Annotated in this window: 15 protein-coding genes and 1 pseudogene; 7 read left to right on the top strand and 9 right to left on the bottom strand. The window is 60.4% G+C overall.

Annotated elements, in window-relative coordinates; all coding sequences use genetic code 11:
* Nucleotides 1–221, bottom strand: a pseudogene (locus SOP97_RS01960) (IS21 family transposase); the annotation flags it as partial.
* Nucleotides 222–275: 54 nt separating this feature from the next.
* Here SOP97_RS01960 and SOP97_RS01965 point away from each other — a divergent pair.
* Nucleotides 276–578 (top strand): PilZ domain-containing protein, encoded by a 303-nt coding sequence (locus tag SOP97_RS01965; RefSeq protein ID WP_322948044.1) that lies wholly within the window; start codon nucleotides 276–278, stop codon nucleotides 576–578.
* An 86-nt stretch (nucleotides 579–664) separates the two neighbouring features.
* Here SOP97_RS01965 and SOP97_RS01970 read toward each other — a convergent pair whose 3' ends face one another.
* Nucleotides 665–1,855, bottom strand: coding sequence for an MFS transporter (locus SOP97_RS01970; protein WP_274088391.1), 1,191 nt, complete (start codon nucleotides 1,853–1,855; stop codon nucleotides 665–667).
* Nucleotides 1,856–1,963: 108 nt separating this feature from the next.
* Here SOP97_RS01970 and SOP97_RS01975 point away from each other — a divergent pair, with 108 nt between their 5' ends.
* Complete coding sequence (locus tag SOP97_RS01975) at nucleotides 1,964–2,896, top strand: LysR family transcriptional regulator (RefSeq protein WP_274088390.1); 933 nt, start codon at nucleotides 1,964–1,966, stop codon at nucleotides 2,894–2,896.
* A 49-nt stretch (nucleotides 2,897–2,945) separates the two neighbouring features.
* Here SOP97_RS01975 and SOP97_RS01980 read toward each other — a convergent pair whose 3' ends face one another.
* Together SOP97_RS01980 and SOP97_RS01985 are read right to left on the bottom strand one after the other, a co-directional pair.
* Nucleotides 2,946–3,512, bottom strand: coding sequence for a cyclophilin-like fold protein (locus tag SOP97_RS01980; protein ID WP_411912012.1), 567 nt, complete (start codon nucleotides 3,510–3,512; stop codon nucleotides 2,946–2,948).
* A 26-nt stretch (nucleotides 3,513–3,538) separates the two neighbouring features.
* Nucleotides 3,539–4,669 carry an MFS transporter gene (locus SOP97_RS01985; RefSeq protein ID WP_411912013.1) on the bottom strand — a complete coding sequence of 377 codons (1,131 nt, stop codon included), beginning with the start codon at nucleotides 4,667–4,669 and terminating at the stop codon, nucleotides 3,539–3,541.
* Between the two features lie 190 nt (nucleotides 4,670–4,859).
* On the opposite strand from SOP97_RS01985, the gene SOP97_RS01990 reads away from it, so the two are divergent.
* On the top strand, nucleotides 4,860–5,750 hold the full coding sequence (locus SOP97_RS01990; protein WP_274088388.1) for a LysR family transcriptional regulator: 891 nt from the start codon (nucleotides 4,860–4,862) through the stop codon (nucleotides 5,748–5,750).
* Between the two features lie 89 nt (nucleotides 5,751–5,839).
* On the opposite strand, the gene SOP97_RS01995 is transcribed toward SOP97_RS01990, so the two are convergent.
* From SOP97_RS01995 to SOP97_RS02005, 3 genes are all read right to left on the bottom strand, one after another.
* Nucleotides 5,840–7,036: a benzoate/H(+) symporter BenE family transporter gene (locus SOP97_RS01995; RefSeq protein ID WP_274088387.1), complete on the bottom strand. Its 1,197-nt coding sequence runs from the start codon at nucleotides 7,034–7,036 to the stop codon at nucleotides 5,840–5,842.
* Entirely contained in the window at nucleotides 7,036–7,647 is a 612-nt protein-coding gene (locus SOP97_RS02000; protein ID WP_322948049.1) for a LysE family translocator, read from the bottom strand. The genes SOP97_RS01995 and SOP97_RS02000 overlap by 1 nt, the downstream gene beginning before the upstream one ends.
* Before the next feature lie 169 nt (nucleotides 7,648–7,816).
* A complete protein-coding gene (locus SOP97_RS02005) occupies nucleotides 7,817–8,251 on the bottom strand; it encodes a MarR family winged helix-turn-helix transcriptional regulator (RefSeq protein ID WP_274088385.1) in 435 nt (144 codons plus the stop codon).
* A gap of 94 nt (nucleotides 8,252–8,345) precedes the next feature.
* Between SOP97_RS02005 and SOP97_RS02010 the strand changes: the two genes are divergently transcribed.
* From SOP97_RS02010 to SOP97_RS02020, 3 genes are all read left to right on the top strand, one after another.
* Nucleotides 8,346–9,503, top strand: a complete 1,158-nt coding sequence (locus tag SOP97_RS02010; RefSeq protein ID WP_274088429.1) for an aminotransferase-like domain-containing protein — start codon at nucleotides 8,346–8,348, stop codon at nucleotides 9,501–9,503.
* A gap of 29 nt (nucleotides 9,504–9,532) precedes the next feature.
* A complete protein-coding gene (locus SOP97_RS02015; protein ID WP_274088384.1) occupies nucleotides 9,533–10,135 on the top strand; it encodes a glutathione S-transferase family protein in 603 nt (200 codons plus the stop codon).
* 116 nt (nucleotides 10,136–10,251) lie between these two features.
* Nucleotides 10,252–12,186, top strand: coding sequence for a DEAD/DEAH box helicase (locus SOP97_RS02020; RefSeq protein ID WP_322948052.1), 1,935 nt, complete (start codon nucleotides 10,252–10,254; stop codon nucleotides 12,184–12,186).
* 188 nt (nucleotides 12,187–12,374) lie between these two features.
* On the opposite strand, the gene SOP97_RS02025 is transcribed toward SOP97_RS02020, so the two are convergent.
* Nucleotides 12,375–14,669 carry an ATP-dependent DNA helicase gene (locus SOP97_RS02025; RefSeq protein ID WP_322948054.1) on the bottom strand — a complete coding sequence of 765 codons (2,295 nt, stop codon included), beginning with the start codon at nucleotides 14,667–14,669 and terminating at the stop codon, nucleotides 12,375–12,377.
* On the bottom strand, nucleotides 14,666–16,330 hold the full coding sequence (locus SOP97_RS02030) for a VRR-NUC domain-containing protein (RefSeq protein ID WP_322948090.1): 1,665 nt from the start codon (nucleotides 16,328–16,330) through the stop codon (nucleotides 14,666–14,668). The genes SOP97_RS02025 and SOP97_RS02030 overlap by 4 nt, the downstream gene beginning before the upstream one ends.
* Nucleotides 16,331–16,391: 61 nt before the next feature.
* On the opposite strand from SOP97_RS02030, the gene SOP97_RS02035 reads away from it, so the two are divergent.
* Nucleotides 16,392–16,625 (top strand): hypothetical protein, encoded by a 234-nt coding sequence (locus SOP97_RS02035; protein WP_322948056.1) that lies wholly within the window; start codon nucleotides 16,392–16,394, stop codon nucleotides 16,623–16,625.
* Nucleotides 16,626–16,668 lie beyond the last annotated feature (43 nt).

The following is a 16,668-nucleotide window of genomic DNA, read 5'->3' on the forward strand; positions in this document are numbered from 1 at the left end:
CGCTGTTGCTTGGGCCGCAGCGAATCGGCTTTTAGCGCCTGCTCCAGCGTGGCGTGAAAAAGGCTGAGTTTGTTGAAGATCGCGCGGCGTTGGTAGACCGGCGGCTTGGCCTCAGGTGCTCTGACCCACTTGCGAATCGTGTTGCGCGCCAACCCGGTGCGCTTGGCTATCTCATGCAGCGACAGCTTGTCGCGGAAATACATCCGGCGAATTTTGCCCATCATTTCCATACTGATCACCCTGTGTTCTCCTGCTCAAAAATTGAGCAGAAGCAGTTGAACACCTGGGTCAGTTTTCAGTCGGCAGAACAGCCTCTACTGGGTCAGTTTTCGGTCAGCGGCAACACGGGCGTGACCAGAGACATCTCCGACACGGGCGTTTTTGTCGAGCTAAAAGATGCCGACAAGACCTTCATCGAAGGTGAGTTGCTGACCGTGCAGGTCAGTGGCCTGCCAGCTGAGTCGACGGCAGTACGCGGGGTCGCGGTGCGCGTTAGCAGCAATGGCTTGGGCGTGCGCCTGAACTCGGCTAAAAACGCCTTGCGTACGCAGATTGAAAACCAGGATGACTCGCAGTAATTAAGACTCGGCCTGTGGGTCGCCCTCACAGCGGTTTTTAGGTGCGCGAGTGGCGGCAACCTTTCGGGCGGTTGCCGCCGAGGTGATTACTGGCGCCGCATCAACAGTAGTGTGACGACGATCGCCAACGCGGCTATCAAGGCGGCGATGACGCCGATTGATTCAAGGCCGTAGCGTTCAATGCCGATACCGCCAAGAATCGCGCCCAAGCCGATGCCCGCGTTGGCGGCGGAAATGTTCATGGTTGCGGCCAAGGCTTGAGCCTGCGCACCGGCCTGCATAACCCGCACTTGGCAGACCACGAACAGCGCCGTATAGCCGATCCCCCATGCCACCAGGGCAACCATCAGCCCAATGTGATGAGGGGCCAGTGGAACTGCGGCGAGCATACCGGCGCCCGCCAGCACTAAAAATAGCACCATGGCGGCCAGTGGCCTGCGGTCGACCATGCTGCCAGCCAGGTGATTACCGAGCATGCCGACTGCGCCGAAGCCCATCAGCCACCAGCCCACCTGGCCAGCCGGAATGTTGCCCAGGCGCTCAAGGATGTCGGCTAAATAGGTGTAAGCGGTGAACAACGCGGTGAAGGTCAGGATCGACAACAGCAAATGAGCCAGGAAGCGAGGTTGGCCTAATATCGCCGTCTGCTTGTTGTCAGGGTGCGAGCTGGCAGACACCGGTAACTTAGGCATCACCACATGCATCAGCACACCAATCAGCAGCGAGATCGCGGCGAGTATCCAGAAGCTGCCTCGCCAGCCGACCGAATCAGCAGCCAGGGTCCCGAGCGGTACGCCGAATACCAGAGCGGCGGTAATCCCTAGGTAGACGCGCCCAACAGCCTTGCCTGATTGCCCAGGGCCTGCGAGTTGCCCGGCCGTCTCGCTGGCTGTGCCCCAAAACACGGGCAGCGCCAGAGCCGGGATGAAGCGCGCCAGGGCCAACACCCAGATGTTAGTGGCGATCGCCGCCAGCACGTTGGACGCGGCGAATACCATGAGGATCAATGTGAAGAGTTTCTTGCGCTCCACATGCGCCAGTTTGGCGGTGAGTAGCGGCCCGAACACCATCACGGTAAAGGCGAACAGGGTCACGACCTGGCCAGCCAAGGCGATAGAGATGTTCAGCTCTCGCGACAACGCAGGCAGTAGACCGACAATCAGAAATTCGGTGGTGACGATAATGAAGGCTGCGACTGCCATGATCAGGATCTGCAGCCCTGAGCGCGACGTTTCGGCAGGGGACAGCGTCGCGTCTGCGACAGATGAGGAATGCATGACACTTAACTCCAACTAGGTTTTCACATAGCCTATTGGAGAAATAGCGCTTGATCTTGGTTGGTTTTTACCAAGTGATTGGAATTTAATTCATTAATTGGGGCCGCCATGTTTTCTTCTGAGCGCTTAAAAGGTATCGATGTGTTCGTCATCGTGGCCGATCTGGGCAGCTTTACCGCCGCAGCTGAGCGCTTGCACCTGACCAGCTCCGCGGTGAGCAAGAGCATTGGGCGCCTTGAGGCGCGTCTGGGCATTCGTTTGTTTCAGCGCACCACGCGTCGCGTGTCGCTCACCGAAGCAGGGGAGACCTTTTACCGCACCTGCACGACGGTACTTGCCGATCTGGAGGAGGTCGAGGTCGCGCTGACCGCCACTCAGACCGAGCCGCACGGCAAGGTGCGGATTGATTTGCCGGCGTCCTATGGGCGGCTGCATGTACTGCCGCTCATTCTTGATTTCGTCAAAGAGCACCCACGGTTATCACCGCATGTGTCGTTTTCCGATCGTTACGTCGATCCGGTACATGAGGGCATCGATATCGTTGTCAGGATTGGCGGTTCTGATGCATGGCCTGCCTCTCTTGGGCACCAGTTTTTCGGCACGCCGAAGCTGATTTTTTGCGCCTCGCCGGATTACCTGCGCCGTTACGGGATGCCCCAAGCAGAATCGGACTTGGACGGGCACCTGTGCGTGGGTTACGGCCAGAACGATGGGATGGCGATCCCGTGGTATTTCAAAGGGCGTCAACCGGGTGATATGGAGCGCAGAATCATGCACCCGCATATCGCCGTCGGTGACGGGGAAGGGGAGGTGATGGCCGTGCTGGCCGGGTTGGGCATCGCCCAGCTGCCTACATGGCTGGTTCAGGCGCATTTGAACGATGGCAGCCTGGTAGAAGTGTTGCCACACCTCTCCACCGAAGGGCAGCCGATGAATCTGGTATGGCTCAAGAGCCGTGAAGCGATGCCCAAGGTCAGTGCCTTGCTCGCCTACCTCGGAGCAAATCTCACCCCTGCGGGGAGGCGCTGGCCCGCCGCGTGAGTAGAAGAATGACGTTATTCATTGGCGTGAATCTACCCATGCGCAGCCGTTAGTCGTTGGAAAACTCCACCCGCACATCCCGCGAACCTAGCGCCTGAGACAGACCAGCCGGGTCGTCCACACGACCAAGCCGCGTATAGGCGTAAGACGAGTTAAAGCGCAGGTAGAAAACCACCAGCGTGTCGGCGCCATACAACATCAGGTCGCCATTGTGCAGCGTTCCCGGAATACTGGCATCAGTGGGCTGCGCTTGAGGAAGGCTGGCGAATTTCTCATTGTGGTTGAGATCGCTCATCTCCAACGTCAACGGCAGCAACGCGGCAAATGCACGGGCGCTCGCAGAGTCGGTCAAGGTGATGGCGAACCGATGCTCGCCGACGGCCATAAACATGCGGGGTTTCTCCAGTATCAACGCCGCCGATGCGGCATCTTGCGCAGCTGTTTCATGTGAGCCAGATGCAGGGTGTGAGTGGGCTTCGCAACCGCCGAGTAGCAGCATGGCATACAGCAGTCCCCACCAGTGTAGGCGCTTCAGGGCCGAGACTCGGCGCTGGCCGATTGCCGCGGCGAATAGGCGCATAACTCGAAGCAGGGCGCTGCAGCGGATCAGGGTCATGTTGCGTCTCTGTTCTCGCGCGCGGTTCAGGCTGCTCGCGGCATGGGCGCGCGTGAGGTTAAAAAAGTAAGCAGCGCTGCCAGCACAAGCACGCCGGCGCTCGTTACGAATGTACTTTGGTAGCCGCGACTGTCGAACAGTAAACCGCCAACTGTGGAGCCCAGCGCAATGGCCAACTGAATCACGGCCACCATCAGGCCGCCGCCGGCCTCAGCGTTTTTAGGCAGGGCTTGGGCAATCCAGCTCCACCAACCGACAGGCGCTGCTGTAGCCACCAGCCCCCACAGCCCGAGCAGCCCCGCAACGGTAACGACCGAGCTGCCGAAGGGGATCAGCGCCAAGGCGATCGCGGCCATTAGTAAGGGAATAGTGACGAGTGTTCGAAACAGCCCATGCCGCAATAACGCACCGATAATCAGGGTGCCGATGAAGCCGGCGGCGCCAATCACCAGCAAGATCAGCGACAACGTGGTTACGTCCACCTGTGTCACGGTTTCGAGGTACGGCCGCAGGTACGTGAACAGCGTGAACTGCCCCATGAAGAAGGCGGCGCATCCGGCCATGCCCAGCGCCACGGCGCGCAGCTTTAACAGCGTGAAGATATTTGCAGCGCCCGGCGTGCGCTCACCCGCCGGCATGCTCGGCAGGCTGATCCATAGCCATATAAAGGCAATCGCCGCAACCGGTACCAGGCAAAAAAAGGCGCCGCGCCAGCCCATGAGCGCCCCCAGATAGCTGCCCAGTGGCGCGGCAATCACCGTCGCCAACGCGTTACCGCCGTTGAAGATGGCCAAGGCCTTGGGCACGTGGTTGGCTGGCACCAGGCGCATGGCCGTTGCAACGGACATGGACCAAAAACCACCGATGACCACGCCGATGAGTGCGCGGCCAACCATGTAGGTCAGGTAGTTTGGCGCTATCGCGACCACAGCACCGGATAGCGCCATCAAACCGGTCAGCGCCAGCAACAGCGTCTTGCGGTTGAGGGCGCCAGCCAGCTTGGCAATCGACAAGCTGGTCAGCACCGCGAAGGCTCCGGAAATAGCGATGCCTTGGCCTACGAGTCCTTCGCTGACGTGCAGATCAACGGCTATCGGTGTCAGCAGGCTGACGGGCATGAACTCCGAGGCGATCAGCGCGAAAACGCAAAGTGTCATGGCAAAGACGCCGCTCCAGTGAGCGGGTTGTTCATGTGCTTCAGCGAGTGGGAAAACAGCGGCCATTGGGCCTCACCTTGATTCAAAATTATGAAGCGAATGGTGAGGCAAGGCCTTTGTGCTGACTAGCTAATCAATGCTTAATGGGGCTATAAGCTCAGCTACTTAATAAGTTGCAAGGCGTCGGCATATGGTCAGAAGAAACCTCAACGATCTGCAGTCTTTCGTGACCGTGGCGCGTGAAGGCAGTTTTACCCGCGCCGCCTCGATCCTGGGCATCAGCCAATCGGCGTTAAGCCAGGCCATCAGCGGCCTGGAAGCACGCTTGCAGATCAGGTTGCTGACACGCACCACGCGCAGCGTCTCGCCGACGGTCGCGGGCGAGCGGCTGCTGCAGGCCATCGGCCATCGCTTTGATGAAATCGAAGCGGAACTGGATGAGCTGACGGAGTTGCGCGACAAACCTGCGGGGACTGTACGCATCACCTGTGGCGATCACGTGCTGCGCAAAACATTGATGCCCAAGCTCACGCCGTTGCTGCGCGAATACCCGGACATCGAAATCGAGTTCGACATCAATTACGGCTTTCGGGATATCGTCGCGGACCGCTTTGATGCAGGTGTGCGGTTGGGCGATACCATCGACAAAGACATGATCGCCGTGCCCATAGGCCCGCCCTTGCGGATGGCGGCCGTCGCCACGCCTGCTTACTTTGCCTCGCGCGCCATCCCTAAAAAACCGCACGACTTGATGGACCATCGCTGTATCAACCAGCGCATGCAGACATCAGGCGGGCTCTACGTGTGGGACTTTGAACGCCGCGGCAAGCAGGTGAACGTGCGCGTAACCGGGCAGCTCACCTTCAATACCTCGGTGCACATAGTGGAGGCGGCATTGGCAGGGCTGGGCATTGCCTATTTACCCGAGGAGGAGTTTGAACCCCATCTGCAGGAAGGCAGGTTGATGCGCGTACTGGAAGACTGGTGCCCTCCATTCGCCGGCTACTACCTGTATTACCCCAGCAGGCGGCAACCTTCACCCGCATTTTCGCTGGTATCCAGTGCACTGCGTGAAGGTTAGGGGCCGCGCTTAGCGGCCCCGGGTAAAGGCAGGCGTCAGCCGTGGGGCCTGCTGCCACTTACATGGGGGCTGGGTTGTGGGCAATGCGCTTACGCGTCCTGCTTGCCCCAGTTGAGAATGGCCAGGGTCAGCAAGCCGGCGACGATGCCCCAGAAGGCCGAACCCACTGAAAACAACGTCATGCCCGAGGCCGTCACGAGAAAGGTGATCAGCGCCGCTTCGCGTTCTTTCGGCTCGCTCATGGCTTGGGTCAAACCGCCGATGATCGAGGCGAACAGGGCCAGGGCGGCGATGGACAGGATCAGGGCTTTCGGCAGCGCGCTAAACAGTGCGGCGAGGGTGGCGCCGAAGATCCCGGCGATGCCGTAGAACACCCCGCACCAGATGGCGGCGGTGTAGCGTTTTTTCGGGTCTTCGTGGGCTTCCGGGCCGGCGCAGATCGCCGCGCTAATGGCCGCCATATGGATGCCGTGGCTGCCGAACGGAGCCAGCAGCATTGACGTCAGCCCGGTGGTGGTCAGCAATGGGCTGGCAGGAACGTCATAACCGTTGGCGCGCAGCACGGCCATGCCCGGCAGGTTCTGTGAGGCCATGGCGACAATAAACAGCGGGATGCCGATGCTGATCGCCGCAGCTAGGGAAAAGCTCGGTGTGGTCCATTCCGGTACCGCCAGTTGCAGTTCAAACTGCTCGAAATTCAGCAGGCCGAAGACTCCGGCCAGCACGCTGCCAACAATCAGCGCGGCGAGTACTGCATAACGCGGCAGCAGGCGTTTGCCCAGCAGGTAGGCGAGCAGCATGGCCAGCACCAGCACCGGTTGCTGTTCGGCGGCCACGCAGATTTCCAGGCCGATCTTGAACAGCACGCCGGCCAGCAGGGCGGCGGCCAGGGAGCCGGGAATGCGCCGCATGATACGGTCGAAGGTGCCTGTCAGGCCGATCAGCACGATCAACCCGGAGGCGAGGATGTAGGCACCAATGGCTTCGCCATAGGGCACACCCGGCAGGCTGGTGATCAGCAAGGCGGCGCCCGGCGTGGACCAGGCAATCATGATCGGCGCGCGGTAGCGCAGCGACAGGCCAATGCAGCAGATCGCCATGCCAATCGACAGCGACCAGATCCATGAGGAAATCTGGCCGTCTGTCAGCCCGGCAGCTTGGCCGGCCTGGAACATTAGCACCAACGAGCTGGTGTAACCGGTCAGCATGGCAATAAAACCGGCGACGACTGCCGAGGTGGACGTGTCGGCCAGCGGCCTTAGGCGGGGTTGCGGCAGGTCGTGCATCAGAGCAGTCCGGTGTCAGCGAAGATGGGATACAGCGAGGCCACGAGCAATAGGGCCATGCCGATGTTGAATACACGCAAGGCGCGGGCGTTGTTCAGCCAGTTGCGCAGCATACTGCCGGCGATGGTCCACAGGCCGACGCTGGGGCAATTGACCAAGGCAAAGAGTGCGGCAATCAGCAGTACATTGACCACGAAATTGTCTTGCGGGGTGTAGGTGGTGATGGCGCCGATCGCCATGATCCAGGCTTTCGGGTTGACCCACTGAAAGGCCGCCGCCTGTAAAAAGCTAAAGGGTTTGCCCGCTGCGTTGGCCTGATGGTCGGGGGCGCCCGAGTTGGCGATTTTCCAGGCCAGGTACAGCAGGTAGGCGGCGCCCAGGTAGCGCAGCACGCTGTACAGCAGCGGCACTTGTTCGAACAACTGGCCAAGGCCGAGACCGACAGCGGCCACCAGCAACATAAAGCCCAGGCTGATGCCGAACATATGCGGCAGGCTGCGGCGCAGGCCGAAGTTCACCCCGCTGGCGAGCAGCATCATGTTGTTTGGTCCAGGCGTCACTGATGTGACAAAGGCAAACGCAACAAAGGCGAGTAGCAGTTCGAGGGTCATGGCGCAGCACTCATAGGCAGTGCTCGACAGCCTAGGGGCGCAGGGGCAGAGCGTCGCGGTACAGCGACGCAGGCAATCAGCGGTACAGTTTTACTGTGCTTGTCTATGGCGACGGTACAGTTAGTGAGTTGCTCAGCGCCGCTAACTATCAGTCATCGCCCGCCACTTATTAGCGACTGTTGCCCAACGTTTGGTTGACCAGCAACCAACCACTGACGGCCGTCTCACCTGCTTCATTCAGCACGCGCTGCAGCAGCTTGGTTTGTTCGCGGCGCAGGGCTTTTTCCAGCTTGGTGCCTTCGGCGGTGAAGCCGAGCAGGCGTTTGCGTTTGTCATCTGCGGCCGCAAGGCTCTGCACCAAGCCCATTTCCAGTAACTGCCGCAGCGGGGTATTCAAGGCCTGCTTGCTGACGCCCAGATAAGCCAGCAGTTCTTTCATGCTCAGGCCTGGGTACTTGGCGATAAAAAACAGGATGCGGTGATGCACCCGCGACAAACCGCGGCGCGCCAGCATTTCATCTGCTTTGGCGGTAAAAGCCTGATAGCCGGAGAAAAAGGCTTCCATGGCAATTTGCTGAGTGGCTGTGCTTTTGAAGTCAATCATTAAGGTCAAGCCTATTGACGTATATACGGTGGTCGGCGTAGTTTCTGGCAACCAGTTTGACCTATTTCTATTTGCCTTTGCTACCGGTGTATCCATGGCCTTCTCCGAACGTGTTGCCCGCCTAAAAAGCTCTCTTATTCGTGAAATTCTGGCGGCGGCGCAGCGCCCGGAAGTGATGTCGTTTGCCGGCGGCTTACCCGCCGAGCCGATGCTACCGAAGGTCGAGTGGGACGCGATGCCGGCAAGCATGGGCCAGTACGGTACCAGTGAAGGCGAGCCGGCCCTGCGCGAGGCGATTGCCGCCGAGGCGCGTGCCTTGGGCGTGCCATGCGATGCCAGCCAGGTGTTGATTGTCAGCGGCTCGCAGCAAACCCTGGATTTGGCCAGCAAGCTGTTTATCGATCCGGGTACCGAAGTGCTGCTTGAAGCGCCGACCTACCTCGCCGCGCTGCAAGCCTTCCAGCTGTTCGGTGCTGACTGCATCGCCGTGCCGCAGGAGTCCGATGGCCCGCAGCTTGAGGCGTTGCGTCAACGTTTGCAGGATCACAAACCGGCGTTCGCCTATCTGATCCCAACCTTCCAAAACCCTTCGGCCGTGCGCTACAGCGAAGCCAAGCGCGATGCTGTTGCCGCTTTGCTCGACGAGTTTGCTGTGACCCTGATTGAAGATGAGCCATACCGCGAACTGGTGTTCGATGACGGCAGCGCCACGCCGATTGTCAGCCGCCTCAAGAAGGCCAGCTGGATCTACACCGGCACCGTGTCGAAAACCCTGCTGCCAGGGCTGCGCGTCGGCTACCTGATTGCCACGCCGGATCTGTACCCCTATTTGCTGCGCCTCAAGCAGTCGGCGGATCTGCACACCAACCGCATCGGCCAGTGGCAGGCGCTGCAATGGCTGGGCAGCGAGAAATACCGTGGCCATCTGGCCGAGCTGCGCGACTTTTATCGCCTCCGTCGTGATGCCATGCAGGCCGTCCTGCAAGAGCATTTCAGTGACTTGGCCGACTGGCAGATCCCCCAGGGCGGGCTGTTTTTTTGGCTAACCCTCAAGCAGCCGCTGGATACGCGCACGCTGCTGGCCCCGGCCTTGGCGCAGAACGTGGCGTTTATGCCAGGCGAACCGTTTTTTATCGACCCCGACGCTCACCCTGGCCATCTGCGACTGAACTTCAGCCACGTCGCACCGGAGCGCCTGAATGAGGGGCTCAAACGCTTGGCCGCCGTAATCCGTGAGGCGCAAGCACGCTAGCTGCACAGGTTTAGTCAGAGGAGGGTGATATGTACAAGGTTTACGGCGATTACCGTTCGGGCAACTGTTACAAGGTCAAACTGATGCTGCACCTGCTGGATCAGCCCTATGAGTGGATACCGATTGATATCCTCAAGGGCGAAACCCAGAGCGAAGCGTTTTTGGCCAAGAACCCCAACGGCAAGATCCCGGTGCTGGAGTTGGATGACGGCACCTGTTTGTGGGAGTCCAACGCCATTCTCAACTTCCTCGCCGATGGCAGCGCGTTTTTGCCAACCGAGCCGCGTCTGCGCACTCAGGTGCTGCAGTGGCAGTTTTTCGAGCAGTACAGCCATGAGCCTAACGTCGCGGTGGCGCGCTTTATTAAGTTGTATCAGGGGCTGCCGGATACACGCCGCGCAGAGTACGAGGCGTGTCAGGCGCTGGGTTACAAAGCACTCAAGGTGATGGAGAAGCAGCTGCAGCGCACCTCCTATCTGGTTGGCGAGGATTTCTCGATTGCCGACATCGCCCTGTATGCCTACACCCATGTGGCGGACGAAGGCGGCTTTGACCTGACGCCATTCCCCGCCATTCGTACATGGTTGGCGCGGGTGGCCAGCCATCCGCGTTACGTCGGCATGCTCGACTGACCATCTGGCGGTGTCAGTTGGCGTATATGGGCAGTGCCCGTGCGCCAACTAGCATCGTCAGCTCGGTGTAAAAAACACTTATCATTCAACGATCTATCTACATGACTGGGTCGCGGATGCCATCTGCTGTTCAGCGCTACACGCGGCGCATCGCCGCTGCCCTGGCGCGCTATTTTCCCCACACCACGGCGTACCTGCGTGCCGACCGCGAGGCCACGGCTTTATTAAAAAAGCCAACCGCCCGCGCAAAGAAGCCCGCCGCAGGTAAAGCTAAATCAAGCACTGCAAAGCCGCCGGCGAAACCGCGCCGCACTGCCAGCAAAGCCAGCACCACAGGTATTTATGGGCCGGCCATGTTGCCGATCGATGCCGCGCAGAGCCTGGCGATGCGTGAGCAGGTGGCGCGCGCGGTGCAGGCCGGGTTGCTCAGTGCGCCTTCGGATGAGCAGTGGGCGATGATCCTCAGCCACCATCCGCTAACGCGCATTTTCGCCGGTGCCGGGTCGGGCAAGTCCACCACGCTGGTGCTGCGGGTGGTGTTTATGCTCTGCCATCTGGGCATCAAGCCGGAGCAACTGACGGTGATTTCCTTCACCAATGCGTCTTGCGCCGAGTTGCGCGAGCAGTTGCTCAAGGTGCTTGGGTTTTTCAACTACCCCTTCGATGAGGCCCAGGCGCGGCAGTCTGTGCGCACCTTTCACTCGGCCATGGGCGCCATGGCTAAAGGCGTGCTCGGCAACCCGCGCTGGTTTGAGCAATTAGACGATAAACAGGCGGCCGGCCGCGAGCTGGATAACCCGCTGATGGCGAGCCGTTTACGCCCCGCGCAGCAGCGCCTGCTGAAACAGGCCTACCAGCAGTGTTATGCCGAGCAGCCGGTGTTTCGCCAGCGGGTGCATAGCCTGTTGCAGTTACCCCAGCCGCCGGCAGACAGCAAACGCCCGCCCAAGGCGCCGCTGGATGCCTTCACGCTGCAGGGCGAGTTCAGCGCCGCGCCGCTGTATGAGGCCTTCTACGCCCAGGCCGGATTTGCCGAGAGCATTGCTATTGAGGTCGCCGCTTTGCAGCCGCAGGGGCTAAATGGTTCGGCTCAGGTGCGCGAGTTCTGTGAGGCCTTGGTGCTGTTCTGGCCGTACTTTGATCGAGGCCTGCAAGAGCAGGGGCTGATGACCTTCAATACGGCGTTCAAGCAACTGACCGCGCGGCTGAACGCGGGCGGACAGGGCGTCCCCGCCGAGTTACTGGCCCCCTTTAGTCACTTGCTAATCGACGAATTTCAGGACATCTCGCCGCAGATCGTGCAGTGGCTGCAAGCCGTGCAGCGCGCTCAAAGCGGGCAGAGCAGCGCCGTCAGCTTGATGGCGATTGGTGATGACTGGCAGTCGATTTACGGTTGGCGCGGCAGTTCGCCGGAGCTGTTTATCGACTTCGACCGGCACTTTCCCGGTAAGGGCCGCGCCAAACACAGCGCCGTGCTGACGCTGGCCAATAACTACCGTTCGATTGAACCGATTATCCGCGACGCCGAAGCGCTGCTCGGCGGCGTGCGGCACAAACAGGCGAAAACCAGCCAGGCGATCAAGCCTGTGCAGCCGGGCGATCACGGTGTGCGGCTGATCCAGCGGTTTGACAGCAAGGCGCGTTTGCCGGAGCTGCTCAAACAGATTCAGCAGCAATGCGCGTATGCCGCTGAGCGCAATAGCCGTGAGCGCACTGCGGTGCTACTGCTCAGCCGACGCAACGAGCCGTTAAAAGCCATCACCGCGCAGCTGGACAAAAAGTTACCGGTTAAGGCTTACACCATTCACCGCGCCAAGGGCCTGCAGGCCGAAGTGGCGATCATCCTCGATGATTGCATGCCGCCCACGCCGCATCCGCTGCGCAACGCGCTGTATGCCTATTGCGGGTTCTTCAGCAACAGCTACGACCAGGCGATGCAGGACGAAAGTCTGCGCCTGGCTTATGTGGCGGTCACGCGCGGCGTCAGCCGGGTGTTCTGGTATTGCCAGAAAACCCAGGGCGCAACGCAAGTCTTGGCGCGGCGGAGCTGATTGCGACCCTTAACAGTCGCTGCGGCTGGCCGTTAAGGATCGCGAGGCGTAAGCGTGGCTGTTTACCAGAGGGCTGGTGAACGTTGCGTTATCGGGTGGTTATCCATGTTCCTGGCCTTCGCCGCGCCGGTCAGTTTTCAGCGGTTCACGCACAGATTTTCAGGTGATGAGTAAATCGTTGCGCATGGCTAAGAAGGCTGATCGTTGTTCAGCGGTAAACGGCAGCGTTGGACTTTCCACCACGTCGGCAGCAGCTTGCGCACAGCAGGTTGGTTGAAGCGGTCATCAATCAGGTAAACCACGCCTTGGTCTTTGACCGTGCGGATGACTCGCCCGGCGGCCTGTACGACTTTTTGCAGGCCGGGGTAGAGGTAGGTGTAGTCGTAGCCATTGTTGCTGCCGAACATGATTTCCATGCGCTGTTTGATTTCTTCATTGACCGGATTGATCTGGGGCAGGCCGAGGGTGGCAATAAACGCCCCGATCAACCGATCCCCCGGCAGGTCGATCCCTTCGCCAAATGCGCCGCCCAATACGGCAAAGCCGATGCCACGACCCTTGCTGCAAAAACGCTCGAGAAAGGCTTGGCGTTCGCCTTCATCCATCTGCCGTGATTGCACCCACACCGGAATCTGCGGGTGGCTTGCGCGAAACGCATCCAGCACTGATTGCAGGTAGGCATAGCTGCTGAAGAACGCCAGGTAATTGCCCGGCCGCTCAGCAAACTGGCGCGCCATTAATGCCGCAATCGGGTCCAATGAGAAGTCGCGATGGGCATAGCGGGTGGAGAGGTTGCTGACCGCTTGCACGTGCAGCTGCTCGGCACTGAAGGGCGACTCTACATCGATCCACGGGGTTTCTTCCGGCAGGCCCAGCAGGTCGGCGTAGAAGTGCGCCGGGCTCAGGGTGGCGGAAAACAGCGTGCAGCTGTGCGCATCCGCGAAGCGTGGCGCCAGGAATGGCGCGGGTACGATGTTGCGAATGCACAGGTTAGAAACAGACTGGCCGTTGTTGTCGTCACGGCTGATATCGAACAGTGAGTGCGGCCCAAAAGCCTCGGCCAGGCGGCAGAACAGCATGGCGTCGAGGTAAAAGTGCAGCAACTCAGTAGCATTGCCCGCCGGTTGCTCACTCAGGTGATCGGTGAGGGTGCTGACCGCTTTTTGCAGCGCCATGATGAACAGGTCAGGGGTGGTCGGGTAAACCTGATAGGCCACCTCTTGGTCACGCTCCAGCTGCCGCCAGTGCCGGCTGATGCGCTCCAGCGGGGCCTTCATCACGCTCGGTGCAATGCGCCTTACGGCCTCAAAGCGCAGTTGATTGAGTTCGGCGGTGTACATGCTGCGGGCCCGCTCAATCAGGTTATGGGCTTCATCCACCAGCAGGGTGATGCGCCATTCGTTGAGCAGGGTCAGGCCGTACAGCAGGCCGCCCATGTCGAAGTAGTAGTTGTAATCACAGACCACCACATCGGACCAACGGCAGAGTTCCTGGCTCAGGTAATAGGGGCAGATCTGATGGGCCAGGGCGGTTTTGCGCACGCTTTCATGGCTCAGCCATTGGCCTTCGAGTGCCGCCTTACGCGCCTCTGGCAAACGGTCGTAGAAGCCTTTGGCCAAGGGGCATGAGTCGCCATGGCAGGCTTTGTCCGGGTGCTCGCACGCTTTGTCTCGGGCTACATGTTCCAGCACCCGCAGCGGCATGGCCTCTTCCTGGCTACGCAGGGTGGCCAGGGCATCCAAAGCCAGGCGCCGGCCGGGTGTTTTCGCGGTGAGAAAGAACAGCCGGTCCAGCTCCTGTTCGGGAAACGCCTTGAGCTGCGGAAACAGGGTGCCGAGGGTTTTACCGATGCCGGTGGTGGCCTGAGCCATCAGGCAGTGGCCATCGCGCGCGGCGCGGTAGACGGTGTTGGCCAACTGGCGCTGGCCACTGCGAAACTCGGCATGAGGAAAGCGCAGGCGTTTTAGCGCCTCATCACGCAGGCGGCGGTGTTCGCGCTCGTATTCGGCCCAGTGGATATAGCGGCTGCATTGCAGCTCAAAAAACTCGCGCAACTCATCAGCACTGAGCGTCAGGTGAAAGGCTGTTTCATGCTGGGTGATGACGTTGAAGTAGACCACCGCCAAGTTGATCTCCGCCATGTCGCGCTCGCGGCACAGCAGCCAGCCGTAGACCTTGGCCTGCGCCCAATGCAGCAAACGGTGGTTCTCGGGGATACGGCTGATATCGCCGCGGTGGGTTTTGATTTCCTCAAGCCGGTTTTCATCCGGGTCGTAGCCGTCTGCCCGGCCGCGCACGTGCAAACCTTGGTAGTCGCCACTGAGCGGCAGCTCGGCGTAATAGCTTGGGCCGCGCCTAGCCACCACGATGGCGTGGCCGGTCATGCCTTCCTGGGCGGTCGGTGAGGGGGTGAAGCGCAAATCCAGGTCACCGACTTTGGCGGTGAATTCGCACAGCGCGCGCACGGCGACTTGGTAGTTCACGCGTCCGCCCACTGCACGTAACACACGTCCACCGGCATACCGTGTTCGGCGCAGAAGGCCAGCCAGCGGCGTTGGTTGTCTTGCAAGCGGTCGCCAGGGCCTTTGACCTCAATCATTCGGTAGCGCTGTTCGGCTGGCCACAGTTGAATCAGATCAGGCATGCCGGCCCGGTTGGCTTTGATATCGAGCAGCAAGCGCTTGAACCACGCCAGCAAGTGCGCGGCAGGCAGGCAGTCGAGGGCTTGCTCCAACAAGGCTGGATCGAGCGCTGCCCAGAATACGAACGGCGACTGGATGCCGAATTTGTCTGCGTAGTTCTGCCGGATCACCTGCTTATAGTGCGGCGTATCAAGGTGCGCCAAACACTCAGCAAAGACCTCGGCGCGGCGCGGGTGAAAGTCAGTACTGAACAGGTCAACCGGGCCGGTATGAAACGGATGGAAGAACGCCCCCGGCACTGGCGCGAAGATGGCCTTCCAGCACAGCAACCCGAACAAGCTACAGATCAGGCTGTTCTCGACATAGTGCACCGGCCCGTCAGGCTCGCTTAGGTGCGCTTTGACGGCGAACTCGACGCTCTGCGCTGCCGGTTTGGGCAAGCAGAGATCAATCCGCTGCGGCGCGACAACTTTGGCTTTATCCGGCTGTGGTTGTCCCAACTGGCGCGCCAGACGCACCAAGGCGCGTGCGACGGCTTGCGCTTCGGCATCGTTCTCCGGCGCGTGGGCCGCCTGCTTGGCCAGTGCGTAGGCCTGCGCTTGATGGCCCAGGCGCTCAAGCACGCGAATCTGCCGCAGCCGCGCGCCGACATAACGGCAGTCGGCATAAAAGGCCAAGGCACCGTCCAGATTGGCCTCGCGCTCCAACTGCTGGCCCATGCGAAACAGCAGTTTGTGCCGTCGCGCGGCCAGGAAGGGCGTGTCGCAGAGCAGGGCGCTGATCTGTTGCAGGACGTTATCGATCGGCTCGCCGGCCTCGAACTGTTCGCGGCTGCGTTGCAGCTGTAAGTAGCAGTCGACATCTGCGCGGTGGCGAAAGGCCCGCGAGTCAACACTCAGTGCCACAGGCTCGTAGCGGAAGATGCCGAGCTCAGCGAGCACGAACGCTGACCAGTCTTGACGCAGGTTGCCGAAAAACATCAAACGCAGGCGTTCACACAGGGCATCGACAGTCAGGCTAAGCACCTGATCCTCGCTGGCGGGGCACCACGTCGCGAAGTCGCGGGGCTCACTGTAAGTCTCGCGCAGTTGCTCCAGCAGCTCGCCTTTACTCAGCGTTTTTTGTTGCGCTCGCTCACCGAGGTGTTCGAGTACTTCATCCTTGCGCAGCAGGTTGAACAGCTCATCCAACGACAGCGCGGCGTCCTGTCGAACCCAGCCGGCGTCGAGCAGCGGCTTTGCCGCCAAGCGGCTGCAGCCGATCTCGGCATAGTCCAGCTTGCTCACACGAAAGTGCGAGCCCTTGCGCATGATCATGCGTACCAGCAACGCCTGGGCGGCTCTTGGCGCGGCTAAAAATTGCTGCAAGAAGGCGCACTCGGGCTCGCTCAGCAAGTCGGCATAGCGCTCTTGCAGCCAAGCCAACGCTTGACGGAAATTCGCCAGGTAATAAAAACGCGGGTCGTCTTGCAGCTGCATGGAGGTGCCGGTGGCTATGTGCATCATCAGGTATCAGCTGGTCATTCAGCGTGGACGGGTAGGGCGCAAGGTGTGGACGCAGAGTATGCCGCCTTTCAGCGCCGCACGCCTTGCAGGTGGCGAGAGCACGATGGGCATCGGTATTTTTGATGGCGATGTACTGCTGGTCAACCGCGCCATGCCGTGGCGACACCTTTATCAGACGACTGATTCAGGATGGCCGGCAGATCGTGTTGCAGATGGAGAATCCCGCTTTGCCCCGCGCTACCTTCTGCAAGGTGACGAGTTGCTGATTTGCGCTGTGCTCAGGGCCATTTGAGTGGGATTAGCGGGTATGGGAAGGGCAGATACGACTCGGGGCC

The organism is Pseudomonas spirodelae, from assembly GCF_034653255.1.
GTDB lineage: Bacteria > Pseudomonadota > Gammaproteobacteria > Pseudomonadales > Pseudomonadaceae > Aquipseudomonas > Aquipseudomonas spirodelae.